At 72.2% G+C, this 24057-nt stretch carries 21 protein-coding genes and 1 pseudogene; 11 read left to right on the top strand and 11 right to left on the bottom strand.

Going from position 1 to position 24057, the window contains the following annotated elements; genetic code table 11:
- Positions 1-8: 8 nt before the first annotated feature.
- Entirely contained in the window at positions 9-1751 is a 1743-nt protein-coding gene (locus tag MFF56_RS26795) for an acyl-CoA dehydrogenase family protein (RefSeq protein ID WP_066923620.1), read from the bottom strand.
- Positions 1752-1885: 134 nt separating this feature from the next.
- Between MFF56_RS26795 and MFF56_RS26800 the strand changes: the two genes are divergently transcribed.
- On the top strand, positions 1886-2884 hold the full coding sequence (locus tag MFF56_RS26800; protein ID WP_066923618.1) for an L-threonylcarbamoyladenylate synthase: 999 nt from the start codon (positions 1886-1888) through the stop codon (positions 2882-2884).
- A 141-nt stretch (positions 2885-3025) separates the two neighbouring features.
- Here MFF56_RS26800 and wrbA read toward each other — a convergent pair whose 3' ends face one another.
- Entirely contained in the window at positions 3026-3622 is a 597-nt protein-coding gene (gene wrbA, locus MFF56_RS26805) for an NAD(P)H:quinone oxidoreductase (protein ID WP_066923616.1), read from the bottom strand.
- A gap of 109 nt (positions 3623-3731) precedes the next feature.
- Between wrbA and MFF56_RS26810 the strand changes: the two genes are divergently transcribed.
- The gene (locus MFF56_RS26810; RefSeq protein WP_066923614.1) at positions 3732-4637 is read left to right on the top strand and encodes a LysR family transcriptional regulator; all 906 of its coding nucleotides are present in this window, start codon (positions 3732-3734) and stop codon (positions 4635-4637) included.
- Between the two features lie 239 nt (positions 4638-4876).
- Positions 4877-6580, top strand: coding sequence for a methyl-accepting chemotaxis protein (locus MFF56_RS26815; RefSeq protein WP_066923612.1), 1704 nt, complete (start codon positions 4877-4879; stop codon positions 6578-6580).
- 28 nt (positions 6581-6608) lie between these two features.
- Here MFF56_RS26815 and greA read toward each other — a convergent pair whose 3' ends face one another.
- From greA to MFF56_RS26835, 4 genes are all read right to left on the bottom strand, one after another.
- A complete protein-coding gene (greA, locus tag MFF56_RS26820) occupies positions 6609-7070 on the bottom strand; it encodes a transcription elongation factor GreA (protein WP_066923610.1) in 462 nt (153 codons plus the stop codon).
- Between the two features lie 45 nt (positions 7071-7115).
- The gene (gene acuI / locus MFF56_RS26825; protein WP_066923608.1) at positions 7116-8102 is read right to left on the bottom strand and encodes an acrylyl-CoA reductase (NADPH); all 987 of its coding nucleotides are present in this window, start codon (positions 8100-8102) and stop codon (positions 7116-7118) included.
- A gap of 101 nt (positions 8103-8203) precedes the next feature.
- Positions 8204-8815 (bottom strand): hypothetical protein, encoded by a 612-nt coding sequence (locus MFF56_RS26830; RefSeq protein ID WP_066923606.1) that lies wholly within the window; start codon positions 8813-8815, stop codon positions 8204-8206.
- A gap of 193 nt (positions 8816-9008) precedes the next feature.
- Entirely contained in the window at positions 9009-9989 is a 981-nt protein-coding gene (locus tag MFF56_RS26835; RefSeq protein ID WP_373324215.1) for a cell wall hydrolase, read from the bottom strand.
- A gap of 229 nt (positions 9990-10218) precedes the next feature.
- Here MFF56_RS26835 and MFF56_RS26840 point away from each other — a divergent pair, with 229 nt between their 5' ends.
- Complete coding sequence (locus MFF56_RS26840) at positions 10219-11430, top strand: glycosyltransferase family 61 protein (RefSeq protein ID WP_066923603.1); 1212 nt, start codon at positions 10219-10221, stop codon at positions 11428-11430.
- 1 nt (position 11431) lies between these two features.
- On the opposite strand, the gene MFF56_RS26845 is transcribed toward MFF56_RS26840, so the two are convergent.
- Positions 11432-11968 (bottom strand): hypothetical protein, encoded by a 537-nt coding sequence (locus MFF56_RS26845; protein ID WP_066923600.1) that lies wholly within the window; start codon positions 11966-11968, stop codon positions 11432-11434.
- A 121-nt stretch (positions 11969-12089) separates the two neighbouring features.
- Here MFF56_RS26845 and MFF56_RS26850 point away from each other — a divergent pair, with 121 nt between their 5' ends.
- The 5 genes from MFF56_RS26850 to MFF56_RS26870 all read left to right on the top strand — a co-directional run bounded on the left by MFF56_RS26850 (position 12090) and on the right by MFF56_RS26870 (position 15959).
- Positions 12090-13475, top strand: coding sequence for an aminotransferase (locus MFF56_RS26850; protein WP_066923597.1), 1386 nt, complete (start codon positions 12090-12092; stop codon positions 13473-13475).
- A gap of 215 nt (positions 13476-13690) precedes the next feature.
- Positions 13691-13906 (top strand): hypothetical protein, encoded by a 216-nt coding sequence (locus MFF56_RS26855; RefSeq protein WP_066923594.1) that lies wholly within the window; start codon positions 13691-13693, stop codon positions 13904-13906.
- A gap of 192 nt (positions 13907-14098) precedes the next feature.
- Positions 14099-15043, top strand: a complete 945-nt coding sequence (locus tag MFF56_RS26860; RefSeq protein ID WP_066923591.1) for a metallophosphoesterase — start codon at positions 14099-14101, stop codon at positions 15041-15043.
- Between the two features lie 44 nt (positions 15044-15087).
- Positions 15088-15534, top strand: a complete 447-nt coding sequence (locus MFF56_RS26865) for an ABC transporter ATPase (protein WP_066923588.1) — start codon at positions 15088-15090, stop codon at positions 15532-15534.
- Positions 15501-15959 carry a UCP034077 family protein gene (locus MFF56_RS26870; protein WP_238231776.1) on the top strand — a complete coding sequence of 153 codons (459 nt, stop codon included), beginning with the start codon at positions 15501-15503 and terminating at the stop codon, positions 15957-15959. The genes MFF56_RS26865 and MFF56_RS26870 overlap by 34 nt, the downstream gene beginning before the upstream one ends.
- A 108-nt stretch (positions 15960-16067) precedes the next feature.
- On the opposite strand, the gene MFF56_RS26875 is transcribed toward MFF56_RS26870, so the two are convergent.
- The 3 genes from MFF56_RS26875 to MFF56_RS26885 all read right to left on the bottom strand — a co-directional run bounded on the left by MFF56_RS26875 (position 16068) and on the right by MFF56_RS26885 (position 18768).
- Complete coding sequence (locus tag MFF56_RS26875) at positions 16068-17600, bottom strand: acyl-CoA carboxylase subunit beta (protein ID WP_066923586.1); 1533 nt, start codon at positions 17598-17600, stop codon at positions 16068-16070.
- Positions 17601-17735: 135 nt separating this feature from the next.
- On the bottom strand, positions 17736-18524 hold the full coding sequence (locus MFF56_RS26880) for an ATP12 family chaperone protein (RefSeq protein WP_066923583.1): 789 nt from the start codon (positions 18522-18524) through the stop codon (positions 17736-17738).
- Between the two features lie 55 nt (positions 18525-18579).
- Entirely contained in the window at positions 18580-18768 is a 189-nt protein-coding gene (locus MFF56_RS26885) for a hypothetical protein (protein WP_156453798.1), read from the bottom strand.
- 166 nt (positions 18769-18934) lie between these two features.
- On the opposite strand from MFF56_RS26885, the gene MFF56_RS26890 reads away from it, so the two are divergent.
- Together MFF56_RS26890 and parE are read left to right on the top strand one after the other, a co-directional pair.
- The gene (locus MFF56_RS26890; RefSeq protein ID WP_066923576.1) at positions 18935-20911 is read left to right on the top strand and encodes a PhoX family protein; all 1977 of its coding nucleotides are present in this window, start codon (positions 18935-18937) and stop codon (positions 20909-20911) included.
- A gap of 323 nt (positions 20912-21234) precedes the next feature.
- The gene (gene parE / locus MFF56_RS26895; RefSeq protein ID WP_066918345.1) at positions 21235-23304 is read left to right on the top strand and encodes a DNA topoisomerase IV subunit B; all 2070 of its coding nucleotides are present in this window, start codon (positions 21235-21237) and stop codon (positions 23302-23304) included.
- A 498-nt stretch (positions 23305-23802) separates the two neighbouring features.
- Here the strand turns inward: parE and MFF56_RS26900 are convergent.
- A pseudogene (locus MFF56_RS26900) lies at positions 23803-24057 on the bottom strand (porin family protein); the annotation flags it as partial.

Genomic DNA, 24057 nt, shown 5'->3' on the forward strand with positions numbered 1-24057 from the left:
ACAGGACTTCACTGGGACAGGACCAGGGCGGCCTCGTCCACGAAGGCGCCGCCGTCGATCACCTCGACCTCGAGGCCGGAGGCCGCCGGCAGCAGGTTCTCGGCGAAGAAGCGGGCGAGCGCGATGCGCGCCCGGTGGGCCGGATCGGTCTCGCCGGAGGCCAGGCCTGAGCGGGCCGCGAGCGCGGCCGTGGCGAGGCAGGCCGCGCCCTGGACGAGGCCGAACAGGCGCAGGTACGGCGTCGCGCCCGCGAGCGCCGTCTCCGGCCGGTTCGAGGCGAGCGCGGCGAGCTGGTGGCTGGTGGCCCGGTCGAGGCTCTCGATGCCGGCCCGCAGCCGGGCCGCCGCCTGGCCGAAGGCCGGGTCGGCGTGCTTCACCAGCCCCTCGGCGGCCCGGCGCATGGAGGCGATCTGGGCGCGCACGGTCGCGCCGCCGTCGAGCGGGAGCTTGCGGTTCGTGAGGTCGATCGCCTGGATGCCGTTGGTGCCCTCGTAGATCGCCAGGATGCGCGCGTCCCGCATCAGCTGGGCGGCGCCCGTCTCCTCGACGAAGCCCATGCCGCCGTGGACCTGCACCCCGAGGGAGGTCACCTCGTTCGCGATGTCGGTCGAGAAGGCCTTGGCGACGGGCGTGAGCAGGGAGGCGCGGTCGTGCGCCGCCTGCCCCTCCGGCCCGTCCGCGGCGTCGAGCGCCGCCGCGGTCAGGTAGCAGATGCCGCGCGCGGCGGCCGTGTAGGCCTTCATGGTCAGCAGCGTGCGCTGCACGTCGGCGTGGGCGACGATCGGGCTCGCCTCGGCCGCCCCCGGTGCGCGGCCCTGGCGGCGCTCCTGGGCGTAGGCCAGCGCCTTCTGCGTGGCGGCCTCCGCCACGCCCACGCCCTGTAGGCCGACGTTGAGCCGGGCCGAGTTCATCATGGTGAACATGCAGGCGAGCCCGCGGTTCTCCTCGCCGACGAGCCAGCCCGTGGCGCCGCCTTCGTCGCCGAAGGCCATCGAGCAGGTCGGCGAGGCGTGGATGCCGAGCTTGTGCTCCAGCCCGGAGCAGCGCAGGTCGTTGCGCGATCCGTCCGGCAGCACCTTGGGCACGAGGAACAGCGAGATGCCGCGGGTGCCCGCGGGCGCGTCCTTCAGCCGGGCCAGCACGAGGTGGACGATGTTGTCCGCCATGTCGTGCTCGCCGTAGGTGATGTAGATCTTGGCGCCGGTGATCCGGTAGCTGCCGTCGCCCGCGGGCTCCGCCCGGGTGCGGAGCGCGGCGAGGTCCGAGCCGGCCTGCGGCTCGGTGAGGTTCATGGTGGCGGTCCAGGTGCCCGAGACCAGCTTCTCCAGGTAGCGCGCCTTCAGCGCGTCCGAGCCGTGCGCGACCAGCGCCTCGATGCCGCCCGCGGTCAGGATCGGGCAGAGGCTGAAGGCGAGGTTCGCCCCGTTCCAGATCTCGGTCGCGGCGGCGCCCAGCAGATGCGGCAGGCCCTGGCCGCCGTGGTCCGGATCGGCGGCGAGCCCGTTCCAGCCCCCATCCACGAAGGCCCGGTAGGCCTCGGCCCAGCCCGGCGCCGTCGTCACCGTCCCCGCGCTCAGCGTGGCGCCGTGGCGATCGCCGACGCGGTTCAACGGCGCGATCACGTCGGCGGCGAGCCGGCCGGCCTCGGTGAGGATCGCCTCCGCGTCCGCGCTGCTGAGAGCCTCCTCGGGCAGGCCCGCGACGTGGGCCAGCGTGAACACCATCTCGGATACGGGCGCGCGGTAGCTCACGGATATTCCTCCCCGGCCGGCTCGGAGGCCGGTCCGCTCGTTTGACGCGTACGGGCCGCTGGGGCTAGGCCGGCGCGCTCGCGCCGACATAAGCCGATGCCGCGGCCTCCGTCACGGCCGGAGATAGTTTATATATGAACGATCCGGGGTCAACGGCGTCCGCTTCGACGCGGCGCCTGTCCGGCGACCCGGCGGGGATCGCCGAGGCCGCGCGGCTCCTACGGGCCGGGCGGCTCGTCGCCTTCCCGACCGAGACGGTCTACGGCCTGGGCGCCGACGCGACCGATCCGGAGGCCGTCGCGCGCATCTTCGCCGCCAAGGAGCGCCCGCGCTTCAACCCGCTGATCGCGCATCTGCCCGATCCCGCCGCGGCGCGGCGGCAGGGGCGGTTCGACGCCTTCGCGGAAGCCCTGGCCGCGGCGTTCTGGCCCGGGCCGCTGACGCTGGTGGTGCCGGCGACGGCGGAGACGACGGTCTGCGATCTCGCGCGCGCGGGCCTGCCGAGCGTGGCCCTGCGGGTGCCGGGCAACCCGCTCGCGCGCGATCTGCTCCAGGCCTTCGGACGGCCGCTCGCCGGCCCCTCCGCCAACCGCTCGGGGCGGGTCAGCCCGACCTGCGCGGATCACGTCCTCGCCGATCTCGACGGCCGGATCGCGGCGCTCCTCGACGGCGGCGCGACACGGGTCGGGGTCGAATCGACGGTGGTGGCCTGCCTCGGCGGATGGCCGCGTCTGCTGCGGCCCGGCGGGATCACGCGCGCCGCGCTCGCCGCGGTGCTGGGGCAGGAGCCTGAGACGGCCGCCGAAGCGGACGCGGCCCGGCCCGCGGGACCCGGCCTGCTCGCCTCGCACTACGCGCCGCGGGCGCGCGTGCGCCTCGACGCCACGGCCCTCGAGCCGGGTGAGGCGGCGCTGCTCTTCGGCGGCGCGCGCCCGGACGGACTGGGACAGGCCCGCGCCGTACGCGACCTCAGTCCCGGCGGCGACCTCGCCGAGGCGGCCGCGCAGCTGTTCGGGGCGCTGCGCGCGCTCGACGCCTCGGGTGCACCCTGCATCGCGGTGTCGCCGATCCCGGAATCCGGTCTCGGCGAGGCGATCCGCGACCGGCTGACCCGGGCCGCGGCGCCGCGCTGAAAATTTTTCGCGCCGTCGCGGAACCGGGATCGGGCCGGCCCGTTGAGCCATCACGAAGGCCAGTTCAGCCCCCAATGGCCTTTATCCTTCAGAGGCTCGGAGCAATCCGAGCCTTTTTTCTTGGGCGCCCGCCCTCTCGGGCTAGGCCAGCTTGCCCGCGATCGTCGCGACGTGCCGTCCCTGGAAGCGGGCGCCGTCGAGTTCGACCGCGCTCGGCTGGCGCGATCCGTCGTTGGCCGCGATCGTGGTCGCGCCGTAGGGCGAGCCGCCCTTCACCGCATCGACGCCGTTCTGGCCCTGGAAGCTGTAGGGCAGCCCGACGAGCACCATGCCGTGGTGGAGCAGCACGGTGTGGAAGCTCGTCAGCGTGGTCTCCTGGCCGCCATGCTGCGAGGCCGTGGAGGTGAAGACGGAACCGACCTTGCCGACGAGGGCGCCGCGGGCCCACAGGCCGCCGGTCTGGTCGAGGAACTGCTTCATCTGCGCCGCCATGTTGCCGAACCGGGTCGGCGTGCCGAAGATGATGGCGTCGTACTGGTCGAGCTCGTCGGGGCTGGCGACCGGCGCCGCCTGGTCGAGCTTGTAGTGGAACTGGCGCGCGACCTCCTCGGGCACGAGTTCCGGCACGCGCTTGAGCGTGACCTCGGCCCCCGCCTCGCGGGCGCCCTCGGCCGCCGCCTGCGCCATCTGCTCCACGTGGCCCCAGGACGAGTAGTAGAGCACCAGAACCTTTGCCATCGCGGCGTCTCCTCGTAAGCCCTTGTCCGTCGGGCCGCGGCCCGCCCGGCGCGGGTATCGCGCGTTCGCCCGCTTGCGGAAATGCCCCGACGTGCAAGATGATCCTTGCATGCTTGCAAAGGATCCGCTCGCCTGGGACGACTTCCGCCTGGTCAAGGCGATCGCCGACCGGGGCGCGCTCACGCATGCCGCCGCCCATCTCGGCATCAACCACTCCACGGCCTTCCGTCGCCTGCAGCAGATCGAGGCGGTGCTCGGCACGGCGCTGTTCGAGCGGCATCGCACCGGCTACGTGCCGACGCAGGCGGGCGAGGCGATGACGGCGGCGGCCGCGCGCATGGAGGCGGACGTGGCCGGCTTCGGCCGCGCGGTCGCGGGCCGGGCGCAGACCCCGGCCGGCCTCTTGCGCATCACCGCGGCGGCAGGCTTCGTCGCCGAACTGCTCGTGCCGCTCGTCGGCCGCTTCCTGGTCCGCCATCCGGCGGTGCGGGCCGACCTCGTCGTGGCCGAGGAGGCCCTGAACCTCTCGCGTCGCGACGCGGACGTGGCGCTGCGCGCCGGCCTCGAGCCGCCGCCGAACCTCGTGGGACGGCGCCTCTCGGGCATCGCCTGGGCGGTCTACGGGCGCGCCGACAGGCCCCGCGGGCCGGCCGAGTCCTGGGTCGGCCTGTCGGATTCGGTCGCCGGCGGGCGTTTCGCCCGGTTCGTCCGGGCACGCGCCGGCGCGGACCGGGTCGTCCTGCAACTCAACACGGTGATGGGCCTGCGCGAGGCGATCGCGGCGGGAATCGGGGTCGGCCCGCTGCCCTGCTACGCGGGCGATGCCGACCCGTCCCTGTGCCGCCTCGGCGGCGTCGAGGCGGAACTGGGCGCGGACCTCTGGCTCCTCACCCATCCCGACCTCCGGCACGCGCCCCGGGTGCGCGCCTTCATGGATTTCGCGGCCGAGGCGATCGCCGGGATGCGTCCCGCCTTCGAGGGATACGCCGCCCCCGGAAAAGAAACGCAATCGTGAGTTGAGTGAAGAAGTAAAATTCAATCTTGCGTGAGGGCTACAACGAAATCTGCGCGATAAACTCGCAGTGTGAGCGTGGTCTGCGGTCACGAAATCTTGTCGCGTCATCAAATTAATGAATCGACAAGCATCCACTCGTACAACTGCCGGTACAGGCCGCCCGATCGGGAAAGCTACCCCACCAGGTAGAATTCGCGCTTCGATACCGCCATGTCGATCGCAGCTCGGGAGGGGCAACGATGTTCAACGGAATTCGCGGACCGTCCCGCGCGGCGGCCAAGCTGGCCGCACTCGACGGCGCGCTCATGATGGCCGAATTGTCTCCCGATGGAACGGTCCTGGCCGCCAACGAGCGCTTCTGCCGTGCCCTGGGCTTCGGCGCGGACGAGATCGTCGGCCGGCATCACGGCCAGCTCGTCGCGGCGCCGGAAACCGCGAGCGGCGTCCTGTCGGCGGCCCTCATCCGTGGCGAACGACAGGACGCGACCGAGCAGTTCCGCACGAAGGACGGGCGGGCGATCTGGCTGCAGGTTCTCTACCTGCCCGTGCCGGATGCCCGCGGGCGGACGGCGCGGGTGACGATCCAGGCGAGCGACGTCACCGACCGGATGCGCGAGCGTCTCGATCTGACTGGTCAGATCGGCGCGATCGACAAGACGCAGGCCGTGATCCATTTCGGTCTCGACGGCCGGATTCTCGACGCGAACCGGAATTTCCTGTCGGCGATGGGCTACGGGATCGATGAGATCCGCGGGCAGCACCATCGGATCTTCATGGCGCCGGATGCCGTGGGGGCGGAGTACGCGTCCTTCTGGGAACGCCTGAACCGTGGGGAGCCGCTGAGCGGCGAGTTCATGCGCCTCGGCAAGGGCGGCCGGGAGGTCTGGCTCCAGGCGAGCTACAACCCCATCCTCGACGAGTCGGGGCGGCCGTTCAAGGTGGTCAAGTACGGGATCGACGTCACGGCCCAGCGCCTGCGGGACGCGGAGATCCGCGGGCAGATGGACGCCGTCGGCCGATCGCAGGCCGTCATCGCCTTCGATCTCGACGGCGTCATCCTGGAGGCCAACAGCAACTTCCTCGAGGCGGTCGGCTACCAGGCGAGCGAGATCGTCGGGCAGCATCACCGCATGTTCGTCGATCCGGCCTCCGCGGCGGGGCCGGAATACGCGGCCTTCTGGGCGGACCTGCGGCGCGGCACCTTCCGCAGCGGCATCTTCGAGCGCCGCGGCCGGAACGGCCGGGAGATCTGGCTCCAGGCCAGCTACAACCCGATCCTCGACGCCGCCGGCCGGCCCTACAAGGTGATGAAGTTCGCCGCCGACATCACCGCGGCGACCCAGGCCCGGCTCCACGCGACGGATGCCACGCGGCTCACCCTCGGCAACGTGCAGGCCGTCGCCGCCGCCGCCGAGGAACTCAGCGCCTCCGTCACGGAGATCAGCGCCAACATGGCCCGCTCCAAGCAGGCAGTGGACGGAATCAGCGCGCGCGCGCGGGCGGCGGACGCCTTCACCCGGCAGTTGCGGGAGGCCGCGCGCGCGATGGACGGGGTCGTGCAGACGATCACCAAGGTGGCCGAGCAGACCAACCTCCTGGCGCTCAACGCGACGATCGAGGCGGCCCGGGCCGGCGCGGCCGGCAAGGGGTTCGCGGTCGTCGCCACGGAGGTGAAGGCGCTCGCGAGCCAGACGACGGCTGCCACGGCGGAGATCTCGAACCAGATCATGCAGATGCAGACCGTCTCGGACGAGGTCGCGGGCATGCTCCAAGCGATCGGCCGGACGGTCGACGAGGTCCAGGGCTACGTGACCGGCGTCGCCGGCGCGATCGAGGAGCAGAGCGCGGTCACCCGGGAGATCTCGGGCAGCATGCACGCGGCGGCGGGCGATCTCGGCAACATCAGCGCCAGCCTCGATCAGCTGGCCAGCAACGCGGCGTGAGGGCGGAGGCGGCCGGAGAGCCGTCCGCTCAGCGGATCTCCGCGACCTCGACCTCCTGCCCGTTCACCTCGACCACATCGCCGACGCTCTTGCCGGTGATGGCGCGGGCGAGCGGGGCGACGTAGGAGATCGAACCCTTGGCCGGGTCGGCCTCGTCCTCGCCGACGATGCGGAAGGTCTGGCGGCTGTCGTCCTCGCGCCGGAGCGTCACGGTCGAGCCGAAATGCACGGCCTCGCCCTCGACCCGCTCGACGAGTTGCGCCGTGCCCTGGCGCGCGGTCCAGTAGCGCAGGTCGCGCGCCAAGCGGGCCTGTCCGGCCTTGTCGCCGGGATCGAGGCGGCCGACCTCGGCCTGGAGGCTCGCGACCTCCGCCTCGATCCGGGCCAGCCCTTCGGGCGTCACGAAATTGGTGTGCGGGGAGATCGGACGGTCGGGAAGATCCTCGAAGGCCTCCCCGCCCTCCTTCTCGCGGACGAATGCGATGCTCATGAAAGCGGCAATGCCGCGGCCGCGGCGGCGGTTCCGCGCGAGCGGTCAGCCGATCGTCACGACCGTGCGACCCCGCACCTTGCCGGAGAGGATCTCCTCCCCGAGCCGCCCCACCGCCTGGAGGCCGACCCGGGTCGTCATCGCGGCGAGCTTGTCGAGGTCGAGTTCGGCCGCGAGCCGGGCCCAGGCCTCGCGCCGCTTCGGCTGCGGCGTGGTCACGCTGTTGATGCCCAGAAGCGCGACGCCGCGCAGGATGAAGGGCGCGACCGAGGTCGGCAGGTCCATGCCCTGCGCCAGCCCGCAGGCCGCCACGGCGCCGTCCGCCCGCGTCCCGGCCAGCACGTTGGCCAGCGTGGTGGAGCCGACCGCATCGACGGCGGCGGCCCAGCGCTCCTTCGCGAGCGGCTTGCCGGGCACCGAGAGTTCGGCCCGGTCGATGATCTCGGCGGCGCCGAGCCCGCGCAGGTACGCGGCCTCCCCCTCGCGCCCCGTCGAGGCGATGACGTGCCAGCCGGCCCGCGCCAGCAGCGCGACCGCGACCGAGCCCACACCGCCCGAGGCGCCCGTGACGAGGGCCGGGCCGTGCTCCGGCCTCAGGCCGTGCGCCTCGAGCGCCATCAGCGACAGCATCGCGGTGTAGCCCGCCGTGCCGATCGCCATCGCCTGCTCGGCGGTGAGCCCGTCCGGCAGGGGCACCAGCCACGCGCCCCTCACGCGGGCCTTCTCCGCGTAGGCGCCGAGATGGGTCTCGCCGACGCCCCAGCCCGTCAGCACGACGGCGTCGCCCGGCCGGTAGGCGGGATCGGCGGAAGCCTCGACCACGCCCGCGAAGTCGATGCCGGGAATCATCGGGAAACGGCGCACCACCGGCGAGCGCCCGGTCAGCGCCAGCCCGTCCTTGTAGTTGAGGCCCGAATGGGTGACCCGGACGGTGACGTCGCCGTCCATGAAGTCGGCCTCGTCGAAGTCGCGGAAGGTCAGGCTCTGGCCGCCCGCGCCCCGCTCGACCACCCACGCCTTGAACGTCGCCATCGCGCGCCTCCCCGAACGGAGGTGACCTGTGGCGTGGGCGTCCCGAATCAAGATCGCCGGGGACATGCCCCGGCGATCCGACCGAACCGGGACGCCGCGTCTCAGTAGCCGTCGTAGATGCTGCCCCGGGAGAGGCCGAGTCCGACGCCGAGATCCACGGCGCTCGCCCCCGCGATGCCCAGCGCGTCGGGGATCGAGCCGACCGGTCCGACCGGACCAGGGCCGAAGCCGGGACCGAAGCCGGGGCCGGGGCCGGGGCCGTAGCCGCCGCCCGTCGGCACCCAGCCGGCGCGGGCCGGCGCGACGAGGACGCGGCGGCTGACGCTGGCGTATTGCGGCGGGATCGTCTCCGGGATCGCCTGGGCGGGCCGCACCAGCACCTGCCGGTTCCGCACGGCGAAGCGCGGCGGCGTCGAGACCCAGCAGCCCTCCAGCTCGCCGTAGGGACCGCGGCGGGTGGTCCAGACGCGCCCGCCCGGGGCCACCATCACCCGCTCGGCGACGGTGTCGTAGACCGGCGGGACTGTGCGGTAGACCGTGCGGGGCGGGCGGACCAGCACGGTCTCCTGCACGGTGTCGAAGACCGGCGGGGTGGAGACGTAGCGGTAGCAGGCGGCGCCGGCGCAGCCGCCGGCCTGGGCCGGCCCGGCGAGCAGGACGGCGCCGGCGAGCGCGGTGAGCCAGAGGGATGTACGGGTGACCGGCGCGGTCATGGGTGGGCTTCCTCGGACGCTTGAGAAGGACGGAACGGATGGGGCGCTGCTTGGCGCTCATCTCGACGTCCAGAAGGCGTCCCGGTTGCCCTTCACGCAAGCTTAATCGCGACTCACGGTAAAATTAACCCTTGGTCGCGACTACGGATTCGCACTTACGTAAGTATATCGACCCCGCAAGAAGCTGTGCACATCAGGTCTGCCCGGGCTTGAGGGTGTAGAAGATGTGTCGCCCGATGACGTCCATCCGGCGCAGACGCCGCGACCAGCCGGGCCGGACGTAGTCCGCATGGTAGTGCGTCGCGGCGCCGACCTCGGCGAGATAGGTCCGCCCCTCGATCACCGACCGGGCGATGCGGCTCGCGGTCTGCCAGGAGGCCGAGTCGGCGATGCGCAGCGACTTGCCCTCGCAGGCGAAGGAGAACTGGCAGCCCATGTAGCGATGCCGGTTCTGGTAGACGACACCGCAGACGTTGGCGGGATAGAGCCCGCTCTTCACGCGGTTGAGCACGACCTGCGCCACGGCGGCCTGGCCCGCTTCGGGCTCGCTGCGCGCCTCGAAATAGACCGCCTCGGCGAGGCAGCGCTGCTCCTTGTCGAGGGCGTCGGGCGCGATCAGGTCCGCGTAGCGGGAGCGCGCGCCCTCCGGCGCGACGGGCGCGGCGCGCTCGGAGCGCAGGATCTCGGGCATCAGCAGGCTCGCGGCGGCGACCTCGACGGGCGTCGCGTCGGCGGGCGCGGGCGTCGTCGAGGAGAGCGCGACGGCGCGGGGCACGGGGGGCGTCGAGCCGTCGTGGCGCAGCACGTCGCCGGCCGTGATGTCGGCGCTCGCCGACCCCGTCGAGGCGGCGCTGCCCGCCCCCGTGGTCAGGCCGAGGTCGGCCACCGGCACGAAGCCCTGGTCGGGTTCGAGGTCCGGGTTCCAGGTGGCCGAGCCCGGCGTCAGCAGGCCGCTGACGTTGGCGGTGAGTTCGAGGTCGAGCAGGGAGGCCGGGCGCCGGGCGGCGGTGCCCGCGGACCGCTCGAAGGCGGGCAGGGCCGAGCGGCGCAGGGCGCCCAGCGTCACGAGGTCGGCCGGCAGGGCGCGGATCAGGTCCCGGTCCGGCCCCAGGATGCCCGGACCGCCGGTTCCCGCGTCGGCCGTGAAGGAAACCAGAAAGGCGGTGCCGGCGATCCAGGGCGCGACGGCGGCACCGATCCAGCGCAGGCCTGTGGGGCGGCGCGCGCCCGCGTTGAGTCCACGTCTCGTCATCACGGCGCGAGCCATCCGTTACGCCACTGCTGCCGCGCACCCGTGAGCGCCGCCGGCCCAACGATTTATTCCGCCCCATGGTTTCGGGACGGTTAAGTTCGATCGCACGACGGGATGCGGCGCGGGGCCGGCTGTGCCAGAAGGCCGCCGCATGACCGCTTACGTCTCCTGCGCCCCGCGGGCGCTCTACCCGGCCGACGGTTCGGTCGATCTGCCGGCGGAGATCGCGGCCCTCCGTGCGGGGGGCGACGGGGCGGAGGTGCTCGACGTGCTCTATCCGTCCTGGCGCTACCGCTGGCCGATGCCGGAGACGCTGCGCCTGCGCGATGCGCCCGCCCCGCCGGCGATGCTGGCCCGCTTCGCGGAGGACGGCATCGGCGCAGCGCCCCCCGCCCTGCTGGTGCGGCTGGAGGACGCGACGATCCTGCGCAACGTGCTCTACGTCGGCGCGGCGGGCGGGCGGCGTTTCGTCTACGAGAGCCACCGTCCGGAGGAGCGGGCGCTCTCCGGCCCCCTGGCGCCGGAGGCGGAAGCGCAGGACATGCCGCCCGCGCCCGGCCCCTGCCTCTATGTCGGCAACCAGGGCTCGTTCAACTACGGCCACTGGCTCTGCGAGGACCTGCCGCGGCTGGCCGCGCTCGACGTCCTGCGCGCCCGGCACCCGGGCGAGACCATCACCCTGCTGCTGCCGCGGCACGACTGGCACAACAACCGGATGCGCGAGCGCTCGGTCCGGCTCTGGCTCGGCCGGGCGCGCGACGTGGCCTTGCGCTTCATCGATCCGGAAACGGCCTACCGCGTCCCGCGCCTGCACTGGGTGAGCCCGGTCCGCCATGCCGGCCTGGCGAAGTCGCCGGAGGCGCTCGCCCGCCTCGACGCGGTGCTACGGCAGCGGGTCGGGCGCCTGCGGCCGGCCACGCTCGTGCCGCGCCTCCTCGCGCGCCAGCGCGGACGGCGCGGCCTGCGCCTGTTCGTGGACCGCAACCGGCTGCGCCAGCGCGATCTCCTGAACCGGGACGCCATCCTCCCCCTGCTGCGCGCCCGCGGTTTCGCGGTCATCGACACCGAGCGCCTGGAGGTGGCCGATCAGGTCGCGCTGTTCGCCGCGGCCGAGGCGGTGGTCGGCATCAAGGGGGCCGGGCTCGTCAACACGGTGTTCAGCCCAGCCGGCACGCCGGTGGTGCACCTCGCCCCCGAGACCTTCCAGGACCCGTACTACCGCGACATCGCGGCGGCCCGCGGCCAACCCTACCATGCCCTCTACGGGGCGGCGGCCCCCGGGGCGCGGCGGGACCACCTGCGCGACTTCAGGATCGACCCGGAGGATCTGACGGCTCTGCTCGACCGGATGGACGTGCGCTGAATCAGGCCGCCCGCACGGTCTCGATGTCGAGGGTCGGTCCCTGCGGCGTCATCCGGGCGCGCGCGACGATGCGGTCCTGCGGGCCGAGCACGCCGAGGCTCACGTCGCGGTCGGGCAGGACCACGGTGGTGCTCTTGTTGACGTGGACCAGCACCGTCCGCCCCTTCGGGATCGAGGCCGCGGCCCAGCGCTTGAGCTGGCCGTAATAGGGCTCGCGCCGCCAGGCGTTGGCCTGCCCCGGATCGACCTGCACGTTCATGTTGCGGGTCACGGGGTCGAGGCCGAGCACCATCTTGGCGCGGTCCGGCTTCCACTCGGGACCGAGCCAGCTCTCGGTCATCCAGAGGCAGTGGAAATTGCGGCAATGGTCCGGCCGCGTCGCGTGGATGCCGCAGCCCTGGCCCGCCCGCGTGTGCCGGCACCATTGTCCGGCGACGCTCTCGACCGCCGGCACGTCGTAGACCTTGCAGCAGAGCGTACAGGCGCCGCAGGCGCGGCCGGGCGCGGGGGCCGCGACGATCTGGGCCGGGTCGAACATTCTGGCGATCCATGCGCCGGGCCGCGATCCGCCCGGGTCTCCACGGGGTTACTGCTCGCGCATCGGGCCGGTAGTGTGGCGGGGACACGCTCCTCGACGAAACGCCCGAGACGTAAACGCCATGCTGTCGAACCTCGCGACCCGCGACGTCGAAACCCTGATCCACCCCTACACCAATCTCGACGCGCACCGCGCGAACGGCCCGCTGGTGCTGGAGCGCGGCCAGGGCGTGCACGTCTACGACACCGATGGGCGCCCCTATATCGAGGGCATGGCCGGGCTCTGGTGCACGGCGCTCGGCTACTCGAACGCGGAGCTCGTCGAGGCCGCGGCGGCGCAGATGGGCCGCCTGCCCTTCTCGCACCTGTTCTCCGGCCGCAGCCATGACCCGGCGATCGAGCTCGCCGAGGTTCTGAAGGAGCTGATGCCGATCCCGACCTCGAAGGTGTTCTTCACCTCCTCGGGCTCGGAGGCGAACGACACCCAGGTCAAGCTGGCGTGGTACTACAACAACGCGCTGGGCCGTCGCGCCAAGAAGAAGATCATCGGCCGGAGCCGGGGCTATCACGGCGTCACGGTCGCCACCGCCTCGCTCACCGGGCTCCAGGCCAACCACGCCGACTGGGACCTGCCCCTGCCGGGCTTCCTCCACACGGCCTGCCCGCACCATTACCGCTTCGCGGAAGCCGGCGAGAGCGAGGAGGCCTTCTCCGCCCGGCTCGCCGACGAGCTGGAACAGATGATCCTGCGCGAGGATCCGGACACGGTCGCGGCCTTCATCGCCGAGCCGGTGATGGGCGCGGGCGGGGCCATCGTGCCGCCGCGGGGCTACTTCCAGGCGATCCAGACGGTGCTCGCCCGCTACGACGTGCGCTTCATCGCCGACGAGGTGATCTGCGGCTTCGGGCGGCTCGGCACGTGGTTCGGTTCGGAGGCGCTCGGCATGGCGCCCCAGACGCTCTCCTTCGCCAAGGCCGTCACCTCCGGCTACGTGCCGCTCGGCGGGATCACCGTCGACGAGCCGCTCTACGCGGCGATGGTGGACCAGAGCGCGAAGCTCGGCACCTTCGGGCACGGCACCACCTATTCGGGCCACCCGGTCGCCTGCGCGGTGGCCCTGAAGGCGATCGAGATCTACCGGCGCGACCGGATCGTCGAGGGGGCGGCCGAGAAGGCGCCGCACTTCCAGGCCCGGCTCGCGCGGCTCGCCGAGCACGACATCGTCGGCGAGGCCCGCGGCATCGGGCTGATCGGCGGCCTGGAGATCGTCGCCGACAAGCGGACCAAGGCGCAGTACGACCCGAAGGCGGGGGTGGCCGCGCGCTGCGTCGCCTTCGCGCAAGCCGAAGGTCTGATCGTGCGCTTTCTGACCGGCGACCGCGTGGCGGTCTGCCCGCCGCTGATCATCGCGCCCGACGAGATCGACGCCCTTTTCGATCGCCTGACCCGGGCGCTGGACCGCACGCGGGACTGGATCCGGTCCGAGGGCCTCGGCGCTGCGGCCTGAATCCCCCGCGCCACGCCCGCGTCGCCGGAGGTAGTGCCGAAAGTCAGTACCGTGTCGGACCGGAACGGCCTTAAGCAAGCGTTCAGCTCGATTGGCCTTGTATCGGGAGGTCCGCCGGACCCGGCGGGCGCCCCGAGGAAGCCCCGAGGCCGCCGACGAAGGCGGCGACGGGCGAGGCGGCCGAGCATCGGCCCCGTCGCACAGGAACCCCTCCCATGTACGCCCCCAGCGAGACCCAGGTCAGCGCCTCCGAGAGCGAGCGTCGCCAGATGGACCAGGGCGAGTCGCTCTACGGTTTCCGCCCCCTCGCGCTGCCGGCGCTCGCCGCCGCCGCGGGCCGCCCGAAGAAGCAGGAGCGCCGGCCCGCCGCGCCCGCGACCGGACGGCAGGGCATCCTCAGCCTCGTACACGAGGACGAGCCGCTCGCGTAAGCGAGCCCAAGCCGCTCGTCTGAGCGAGCCCAATCCGCTCGCCTGAGCGAGCCGGAGGCCCTCGCGTGAAGCGCGGCCGGGCGCGCTGCCGGACGGCGGCCGCCCGGCCCGGGCCAATTCGGCCATACTGCGCGCGCATCCTGCGCGACCGGGGCCGTCGAGGCCGTCTGTCCGAGCCGCGACGAGCCTCCGATGCTGATTCTCCCGACCCGGCGCCAGGTTCTGACCGGGCTCGGCTACGCCTCGGCCTTCGGGCTCACCGGGACGGCGGCCTACGGCGTCGGCGTCGAGGCGATGCACGGCCTCGTCGTGACGCGCTACGCGCCGGCGCTGCCCGGCTGGACGCCGGGCCTGCGCCTCACGGTGGCGGTGCTCGCGGATTTCCATGTCTGCGAACCGTTCATGCCGCTGGACCGCGTGGCCGAGATCGTGGACGCCACGAACGCGCTGCAGCCCGATCTCGTGCTGCTGCTCGGCGATTACCCGGCCTCCGGGCGCATCGCGTGGCGCCGGGTACCGCTCGACGCCTTCGCCCGCACGGTGGAGTGCCTGCGCGCGCCCCTCGGCATCCACGCGGTCCTGGGCAACCACGACTGGTGGGACGACCACGACGCGCAACGGCGCCGGGCCGGGCCGCCCGAGGCGCAGCGGGCGCTCGAGGCGCGCGGGATCCCGGTGCTGGAGAACGATGCGGTGCGCCTCGTGCACCAGGGACGCCCGTTCTGGCTCGCCGGACTCGGCGACCAGCAGGCCTTCCTCGACCGGGCCGGCAACCTCGTGGGGTGGCGCGACGACCTGCCGGCGACGGTGGCCAGGATCACCGACGACGCCCCCGCGATCCTGATGGCGCACGAGCCCGACATCTTCCCCGATGTGCCGGATCGCTTCGCGCTCACCCTGTCGGGGCACACCCATGGCGGACAGATCCGCCTGCTCGGCCACTCGCCCGCGATCCGGCGCGTGCAGGGTCTCGACCTGTCCTACGGGCACGTCGTGTCGCGGGGCCGGCACATCATCGTCTCGGGGGGCTTCGGCGTCAGCCGGGTGCCGGTGCGGATCGGCGTACCGCCGGAGATCGTCTGGCTCGATCTCGGGCGGGAGACGCCCGGTCCGGCCGCCGAGGCTGCGGCAGGCTGACCGGGCGCTCGCCCGACCCGGTCGGCGCGCTATCTTTGCACGGTATGCGCCCCCTCGCCCTCACCTTCGCCCTCATGGTCGCCGGTCCGGCCAGTGCCGACGAATGCGGGGACCTGATCGATCGCGTCACCGCCGAGACCGGGGCGCGGCTCGACGACCGCAGCCGTGACTATGCCCGGTTCACCGCGGATGCGCAGACGAGCCTGACGCTTTCCTGCGCGGCGCCGCACCCGTCCTCGGTCGGCGCGCAGTTCCGCGGAGCGAACCCGCCGGAGGCGTATTACACCTTGTTCGGGCAGGCGGGCCACGCGATCACCGGCATCGCGGCGGCGACGGTCGCGGCGGCCGCGCACCGGGCCCAGGAGGCTGCGAGCCGGCTGCGGCACAGCAAGGTCGAGGCCGGGGGCGCCGCGATCACCTGCTCGGTGACGCACAAGGATACCGGAGACCTCACCCTATGCGCCGTCATCGAGAGCAGCGACCGGAGCTGATCGGCACGCTCGCCGGCCTCCTCGCCAGCCTCCTCGCCAGCGCATTCGCCCCCGCGGCGCCGGCTGCCGCGCAGGACGGCGCGGTCAACGACTGGGCGACCTTCCGGGCGCGGCTCGCCGGATGCTGGCAGGCACCGGAGGGCAGCGAGGGCTCGCTGATCGCCTTCCGGTTCGGCCTCGACAAGGCGGGCGCGTTGCGCGGCAAGCCGCTGGTCACCGCCCGCCACCTCACCGGCGACGGGGAGACGCGGCGACTCTACGAGGAGGCTGCCGCCAGGGCTCTGGAAACCTGCCTTCCGGTCCCGGTGACCCCGGGCTTCGGCGCGATCCTGGGCGAGAGCCCGATCCGCCTGCGCTTCGTCAACACGCGGCCGACCGCGGCCTATCAGCTGAACTCCAACATCACGATCTTCGCGCCGGAATGACGGTGGCAGGCCGATCGCCGCGAGGCCGCGGCCCTCTCCCCGCGCGCGGGGAGAGGGGATCCACGGCGCCGGAAGGAATAGGCCGGAGGCCGTGTGAGCGTCCCGCCTTCAGAGCGGGATGTTGTCGTGCTTCTTCCAGGGCTGCTCCATCTCCTTGGTGCGCAGCATGCTGAGCGCCCGGGCGACGCGCTTGCGGGTGGAGTGCGGCATGATCACCTCGTCGATGTAGCCGCGCTCGGCCGCCACGAAGGGCGAGAGGAAGCGGTCCTCGTACTCCTTGGTGCGCTCGGCGATTTTCTCGTCATCGCCGATCTCACTCCGAAAAATGATCTCGACGGCGCCCTTGGCGCCCATCACGGCGATCTGGGCGGTGGGCCAGGCGTAGTTCACGTCGGCGCCGACATGCTTCGAGGCCATGACGTCGTAGGCGCCGCCGAAGGCCTTGCGGGTGATCACCGTCACCAGCGGCACCGTCGCCTGGGAGTAGGCGAAGAGCAGCTTGGCGCCGTGCTTGATCAGGCCGCCGTATTCCTGCGCGGTGCCCGGCAGGAAGCCCGGCACGTCCACGAAGGTGACGATCGGGATCGAGAAGGCGTCGCAGTAGCGCACGAAGCGCGCGGCCTTGCGCGAGGCGTCCGAGTCGAGGACGCCCGCCAGCACCAGGGGCTGGTTCGCCACGAAGCCGACCGTGCGCCCCTCGATGCGCCCGAAGCCCGTGATGATGTTGCGGGCATACGCCGCTTGGATCTCGAAGAAGTCGCCCTCGTCCACGACCCGCCGGATCAGCTCGCCCATGTCGTAGGGCTTGTTCGGGTTGTCGGGGATCAGCGTGTCGAGGGATTTGTCGAGGCGTAAGGGATCGTCGAAGCTCTCGATCTCCGGCACGCCGTCGATGTTGTTGGCGGGCAGGAAGTCGAGCAGCCGCCGGATCTGCAGGATCGCCTCGACGTCGTTCTCGAAGGCGCCGTCGGCGATCGAGGACTTGGAGGTGTGCACCTTGGCGCCGCCGAGTTCCTCCGCGGTGACGACCTCGTTGGTGACGGTCTTCACCACGTCGGGCCCGGTCACGAACATGTAGCTCGTGTCGCGCACCATGAAGATGAAGTCGGTCATGGCGGGCGAGTAGACGTCGCCGCCCGCGCACGGCCCCATGATGACGGAGATCTGCGGGATCACGCCGGACGCCGCGACGTTGCGGCGGAAGACCTCGCCGTAGCCGCCGAGCGCGGCCACGCCCTCCTGGATGCGCGCGCCGCCCGCGTCGAAGATGCCGATGATCGGGGCGCGCATCTTCAGCGCCATGTCCTGCACCTTCACGATCTTGGCCGCGTGCGTCTCGGAGAGCGAGCCGCCGAAGACCGTGAAGTCCTTCGAGAACAGGAAGACCGTGCGGCCGTTCACCGTGCCCCAGCCGGTGATGACGCCGTCGCCGGGGATCTTCTGGTTCTCCATGCCGAAATCGGTGGAGCGGTGCTGCACGAACATGTCGAACTCCTCGAACGACCCGTGGTCGAGCAGGAGTTCGATGCGCTCGCGCGCGGTGAGCTTGCCGCGCTTGTGCTGCGCCTCCACGCGCTTCTCGCCGCCACCGAGGCGGGCCTGGGCGCGCCGCTGCTCGAGCGTCTCGAGAATGTCCTTCATGGGTGCGCCTCGGGGCTGGTGCTGGCGTTGTGGCCGCTCCGCCTGCCCCTCTCGCGGCGAGCTTGGCGGTCGGCCGTCGCTGCCCTTAGCACAGAGGATTTACGGGCGGAAACGGGCCTTTCGAACGAGGCGGCCTCAGCCGGCGAGCGCCGCCACGGTCGCGGCGGCCTCGAACTCGGCCCGGCGCTTGGCGAGGCGCTCCTCGGCCTCCGCGTCCCGGCCCCAGACCGCCGCCTGATAGGTCTCGTCCACGTGCGCGGCCGCCCAGGCCTCGTCGGGCGTGAGGCGGCCGTGCAGCACCGCCAGCGCGATGAGGAGGGATCCGGTGAGCGTGGTCAAGGTATGGAGCGCGGCCAGCCGATAGGGGTTCTCGACCGCGAACACCGCCCGGCGGAGCGCCGCGACGCTCGCCTCCGGCTGGCTCACGTGCATCACGCCCTCGCTGAGGATCAGGCGGACGCCGAAGGTGTCGCGCGCCCAGTCGAGCACCGGATCCCAGGCGCGGGCCTGGTCGGCCACGAGACGCTCGGGCGCGTCCGCCCGGTAGGCGACGAGGTCGGTGCCCGCATAGGCCGCGAGATCCTCCGCCACCGCGTCCCGGCGCGGCACGACGCCGTCGAGGGTGGTGTTGACGATCCGGGTGACCGGCATGGTGGCGGGGTCGATGAACGCGCCCTGCGCGCCCCACTCCGCCGCCAGCAGCTCGGCGAGGCCGAGGCTCGGCACGCTCAGCGGGTTGCGGCCCGGCGTGTTGGCCGGGCGCCCGTCGAGGGTGAGGCGGAAGCCGCCCTCCCCTTCGGTGAAGCCCGCCTGCTTGTAGAAGCGGTTGGGCAGGGCGGGTTTCGTCTGGGCGCGTACCGCCCGCATCGGGTCGGCACGCCCTGGCTCGTCGCCGAGCCAATCGCTGGTCACGTCGTCGCTCATGCGGGCGCAGATAAGCGATCGGCGCGCCGTGCGCGAGAGCCTGGGTCGAGCGGTCTCAGACGAAATAGGTCAGCGTCGCGGCCACCGTGGTCACCGCCGTGGCGGCGGCGATGGCCGTGGGGCTGAGAAGCAGCGAGCGGCGCACCGCCTCGGCGGGCGCCTCCGGCCAGCCGAAGGCCTCGCCGGCGGCCCGCTCGGCGCGTTGGAGGCTCGCGTGGCGCGTCGCCGCGTCCGTCTGGGTCATGGCGTTCGGCTCCCGATCGTCACCCGCGCCGCCCGCGACGAACGGATACGGCGGAGCTTTGTTGAACAAAACGCGCACAGCCCGCTCCGGGTTCCGGCCGCCCGCGTCATCGCAGTGCCATCTGCACCCTATAGCCGCCCCGTACGACGATCCGGAGACAGCGCCGATGACCAGCCTCAACCGCTCGCAGGCCGCCGAGGCGGCCGAGGATGCGGGCTCGAATCCGAGCCCCAACCCGACGCTCGGCGACGTGGTGGCCGCCCGCTTCCACCGGCGCGACCTGCTGCGCGGGGCGCTCGCGGTCGGGGCGATCGGCGCCGTCGTGGCGCCGCGGGCCCTCGCGGCGGCGCAAGGCGCGTCCCGCGAGACCGCCTCGCCGTTTCCCTTCACCGAACTGCCGGCCGGCTCCGACGAGCGTCACCACGTCGCGGCGGGCCACGACGCCGAGGTGCTGATCCGCTGGGGCGACCCCGTGCTGCCGGGCGCACCCGCCTTCGACCCGCGCAACCAGACGCCTGAGGCTCAAGGACAGCAGTTCGGCTACAACAACGACTTCATCGGCTTCTTCCCCCTGCCGGGCGCCGCCGACCCGGCGGCCCACGGCCTGCTCGTGGTCAACCACGAGTACACAAACGAGGAGCTGATGTTTCCCGGTCTCGGCCGGCAGGACGGCAAGGCGGCGTTCGCCGGCATGTCCCAGCAGCTCGTCGACATCGAGATGGCGGCCCACGGCGGCTCGGTGATCGAGGTGAAGCGGGTGGACGGCCGCTGGCAGGTCGTGCCGGGCTCGCGATACGCCCGCCGCATCACCGCGACGACCCCGATGGTGCTCGCCGGCCCCGCCGCCGGCTCGGAGCGCCTGCGGACCAAGGCCGATCCGGCGGGCCGGCAGGTGCTCGGCATGATCAACAACTGCGCGGGCGGCACGACGCCCTGGGGCACGTGGCTCACCTGCGAGGAGAACATCAACTACTACTTCCAGGGCAGGCTCGGCGAGGGGTCGGCGGAGGCGCGCAACCACAAGCGCCTCGGCATCCCGGGCAACCTCTACGCCTGGGGCCGGTACCACGAGCGCTTCGATCTCGGCGCCGAGCCGAACGAGCCGAACCGCTTCGGCTGGGTGGTGGAGATCGACCCGTTCGACCCGGCCTCCACCCCGAAGAAGCGCACCGCCATGGGCCGGTTCAAGCACGAGGGCGCGGCCGGCATCCTGGCGGCGGACGGGCGCTACGTCGTGTTCCAGGGCGACGACGAGCGCTTCGACTACGTCTACCGCTTCGTCACCGAGGCGAAGGTCGATCTCAGTGATAAGGCTGCCAACCGCGACATCCTCGACCGCGGCACGCTCTTCGTGGCCCGCTTCAACGCGGACGGGCGCGGCGCATGGCTGCCGCTCGTCCACGGCCAGGGTCCGCTGACCCCGGAGAACGGTTTTCGCGATCAGGCCGACGTGCTGATCGAGACGCGGCGCGCCGCCGACCTGCTCGGCGCCACGAAGATGGACCGGCCCGAGGACGTCGAGGCCAATCCGAAGACCGGCAAGGTCTACGTGATGCTGACCAACAATGCGAAGCGCAAGGCCGATCAGGTCGATGCCGCCAACCCGCGGCCCGAGAACCGCTTCGGTCACATCGTCGAGATCAGCCCGGACGGGCGGGACTACGCCGCGCCGGGATTTGCCTGGGAGGTGCTGGTCCGCTGCGGCGATCCCGCTATCGCGGCGGTCGGCGCCACCTTCTCGTCGGCGACGACGCGGGACGGCTGGTTCGGCATGCCGGACAATTGCTCGGTCGATGGAGAGGGCCGGCTCTGGGTCGCCACCGACGGCAACTCCGCCGGCCGCACCGGGCGAACCGACGGCATCTGGGCGATGGAGACGGAGGGGTCGGGCCGCGGCACGGGCAAGCATTTCTTCCAGGTGCCGGCGGGCGCCGAGATGTGCGGCCCCTACTTTACGCCCGACGACACCACCTTCTTCGTGGCCGTGCAGCACCCCGGCGAGGCCGACGAGGAGGATCCGAAGGCCGAGCCCGCCACCTTCGAGCGGCCCGCGACCCGCTGGCCGGACTTCGACCCGAACCTGCCGCCCCGGCCCTCCGTCGTGGCGATCACGAAGCGCGGCGGCGGGCGGGTCGGGACGTAGGGGCCGCACCGGGACCGCTCGGCTCCGCATCGACGGCGCGGTCTCCCCTCCCCCCTCTGCGGGGGAAGGAGTACCCGCGGGTCCGTCGCCGCCCCACCTCCCCCGCGCGACCCTCCCACGTCGGCATCAGCCCTTCTTAACCAACCCGTCCCATGTCATGGGACGGTCGCGCCGTCGGGCCGGGGTCCTACCCCGGCGCGCATGCGGTGCGATAACCCCTTTCTGTTTCCGGTTTGTTCCGGTACGGTCAGAGGATGAAGGCGAATGCTGCACGTTCTCCCGCCGCGGCCGGTGCCGCCAAACTCAGCCCGCGGGGCCGTCGCGTGAGCGATCCCGCGCGCGATCTCTTCGCCGGCGGCAAAGTCGCCGCCACCTCGCCGCTGCCTGGCCCGGCCGAGCGGCGCAAGCTCGAGGGCTCGGCCGCCGTGCCGCCGCTCGCCGCCGTGCAGGCGGCCGAGGGCGGCTACGATGCGTCCGCCATCGAGGTGCTGGAGGGGCTGGAGCCGGTCCGGCGCCGGCCCGGCATGTATATCGGCGGCACCGACGAGCGGGCGCTGCACCACCTCTTCGCCGAGGTCATCGACAATTCGATGGACGAGGCGGTGGCGGGCCATGCCAGCTTCATCGAGGTCGAGCTCGAGGAGAGCGGGGCGCTGGTCGTCACCGACAACGGCCGCGGCATCCCGGTCGACCCGCACCCGAAATTTCCCGGCAAGTCCGCGCTCGAGGTCATCATGACCACGCTGCACGCGGGCGGAAAGTTCGACTCGAAGGTCTATGAGACCTCCGGCGGCCTGCACGGCGTCGGCATCTCGGTGGTGAACGCCCTCTCCGACCTCTTGGAGGTCGAGGTCGCCCGCAACCAGACCCTCTACCGCCAGACCTTCTCGCGCGGTCTGCCGACGAGCGCGCTGGAGCCGGTCGGCCGGGTGCAGAACCGGCGCGGCACGCGGGTGCGCTTCCACCCCGACGCGCAGATCTTCGGCTCGCTGAAGTTCGACCCGCGCCGCCTGTTCAAGATGGCGCGCTCGAAGGCCTACCTGTTCGGCGGCGTCGAGATCCGCTGGCGCTGCGCCCCCGCCCTGCTGGAGGGGCTGGACGGCGTGCCGGCCGAGGCCGTGCACCGCTTCCCCGGCGGCCTGCGCGACTACCTCGCTCGCGACATCGACGGCAAGGAACTCGTCACCGAGGCGATCTTCGCCGGCAAGGTGACGAAGCCGGGGAGCCACGGCTCGCTCGAATGGGCGGTGGCCTGGACGGTCGCGGACGACGGCGTCTCGCACTCCTACTGCAACACGATCCCGACGCCCGATGGCGGCACCCACGAAGCCGGCCTGCGCGTCGCGCTGCTCCGGGGCCTGCGCGAGCACGCCGAGCGCGTGAACCAGGCCAAGCGCATGACGGCCGTCACCACGGACGACGTGATGGCGACCTGCGCCTCGATGCTCTCGGTCTTCATCCGCGAGCCCGAGTTCCAGGGCCAGACCAAGGACAAGCTCGCCACGGTGGAAGCCTCGCGCATCGTCGAGACGGCGATCCGCGACGCCTTCGACCACTGGCTCGCCGGCTCGCCCGCCCAGGCCAACAAGCTGCTCGACTGGGTGATCGACCGGGCCGAGGAGCGCCTGCGCCGCCGCCAGGAGAAGGAGGTCGCGCGGAAATCCGCCACCCGCAAGCTGCGCCTGCCGGGCAAGCTCGCCGACTGCTCGGCGGCCGGCACGGCGGGCTCGGAGATCTTCATCGTCGAGGGGGACTCGGCCGGCGGCTCGGCCAAGCAGGCGCGCGACCGCGCCACCCAGGCGATCCTGCCCCTGCGCGGCAAGATCCTGAACGTGGCCTCGGCGAGCCGGGACAAGCTCGGGGCCAACCAGCTGATCTCCGACCTGACGCTGGCGCTCGGCTGCGGCACGGGGGCGAACTTCCGCGAGGCGGACCTGCGCTACGACAAGGTGATCATCATGACGGACGCCGACGTGGACGGCGCCCACATCGCCTCGCTGCTGATCACCTTCTTCTACCGGCAGATGCCGAAGCTCATCGACCGCGGGCACCTCTATCTCGCGATCCCGCCGCTCTACCGGCTGCAGCAGGGCACCAAGATCGCCTACGCGCGCGACGACGCGCACAAGGACCAGATCATCCGGACGCAGTTCAAGAACGGCAAGGTCGAGATCGGCCGCTTCAAGGGCCTGGGCGAGATGATGCCGGGCCAGCTGAAGGAGACCACCATGGACCCGAAGAAGCGTACGCTGCTGCGGGTTGCGGTGCTCGACGAGGCGCGGGAATCGACCGGCGACACGGTTGACCGGCTGATGGGCAACAAGCCGGAGGCGCGCTTCGCCTTCATCACCGAGCGGGCGGCCTTCACGGAGGGCGCCAACCTCGACATCTAGAACGCACTCCGCCGCAGTGGACGCCGGTTCGGCGCAAGAGAGCGCATCGATACGAGAGGTTCGATACGGCCTCTGGTTGATCGGTTCGGTCCAACGCATCGTCGCGGAACGAAGCGCGGGCCCCCCTCTCCCATAGGGAGAGGGGGCCTGGCGCGGTTCACCGCACGCGGCCGAACCCAGCAACCGGAAAGGGTATGAACCGTTCCCGCTGGCAACGCGGTGGGGAAAGGCTCTAGGCGGGACCCTTCGGGCGTGTCCGCACGCGTGCGCGACCGGCTCCGGGTCCGAGCCCGTTACCGGCGCCCTCATCCCTCGGCTGCCGGCCATCCTTCGACCGGAATGCAGGGAACGAGCGATCGAACGAGAAAGCCCGGCCGCGAGGCCGGGCTTTCTTCGTGGCACGCACGGGGTGCGGGCATACCGAACGCGAAGAGCCCGGCCTCTCGGCGGGGCTCCCGCGAGACGGTGCCGGGTCGCGGACGACCCGGCGCCGAGATCTTAGTACGAGCCGAACTTGTAGTTGACGCCGGCGCGGACGACGGCGAACTCGGTGTCGCGGCGGCTGTTGGTGACGCCGGAGACGAGGGCGACGCCCGGGGAGGTGACGCTGACGGGGGCGCCGGCCGGGGTGGTGGCGAAGAAGCCGTTGTTGCGGTTGCCCTGGTCGAGGTTCACGTAGAGACCTTCCACCTTCAGCGTCACGGCCGAGGAGCGGAAGAAGTTCAGGAACGAGTCGGTGGGCAGGGCGTACTC

The sequence above is a fragment of the Methylobacterium hispanicum genome, assembly GCF_022179285.1.
Taxonomy (GTDB): domain Bacteria; phylum Pseudomonadota; class Alphaproteobacteria; order Rhizobiales; family Beijerinckiaceae; genus Methylobacterium; species Methylobacterium hispanicum.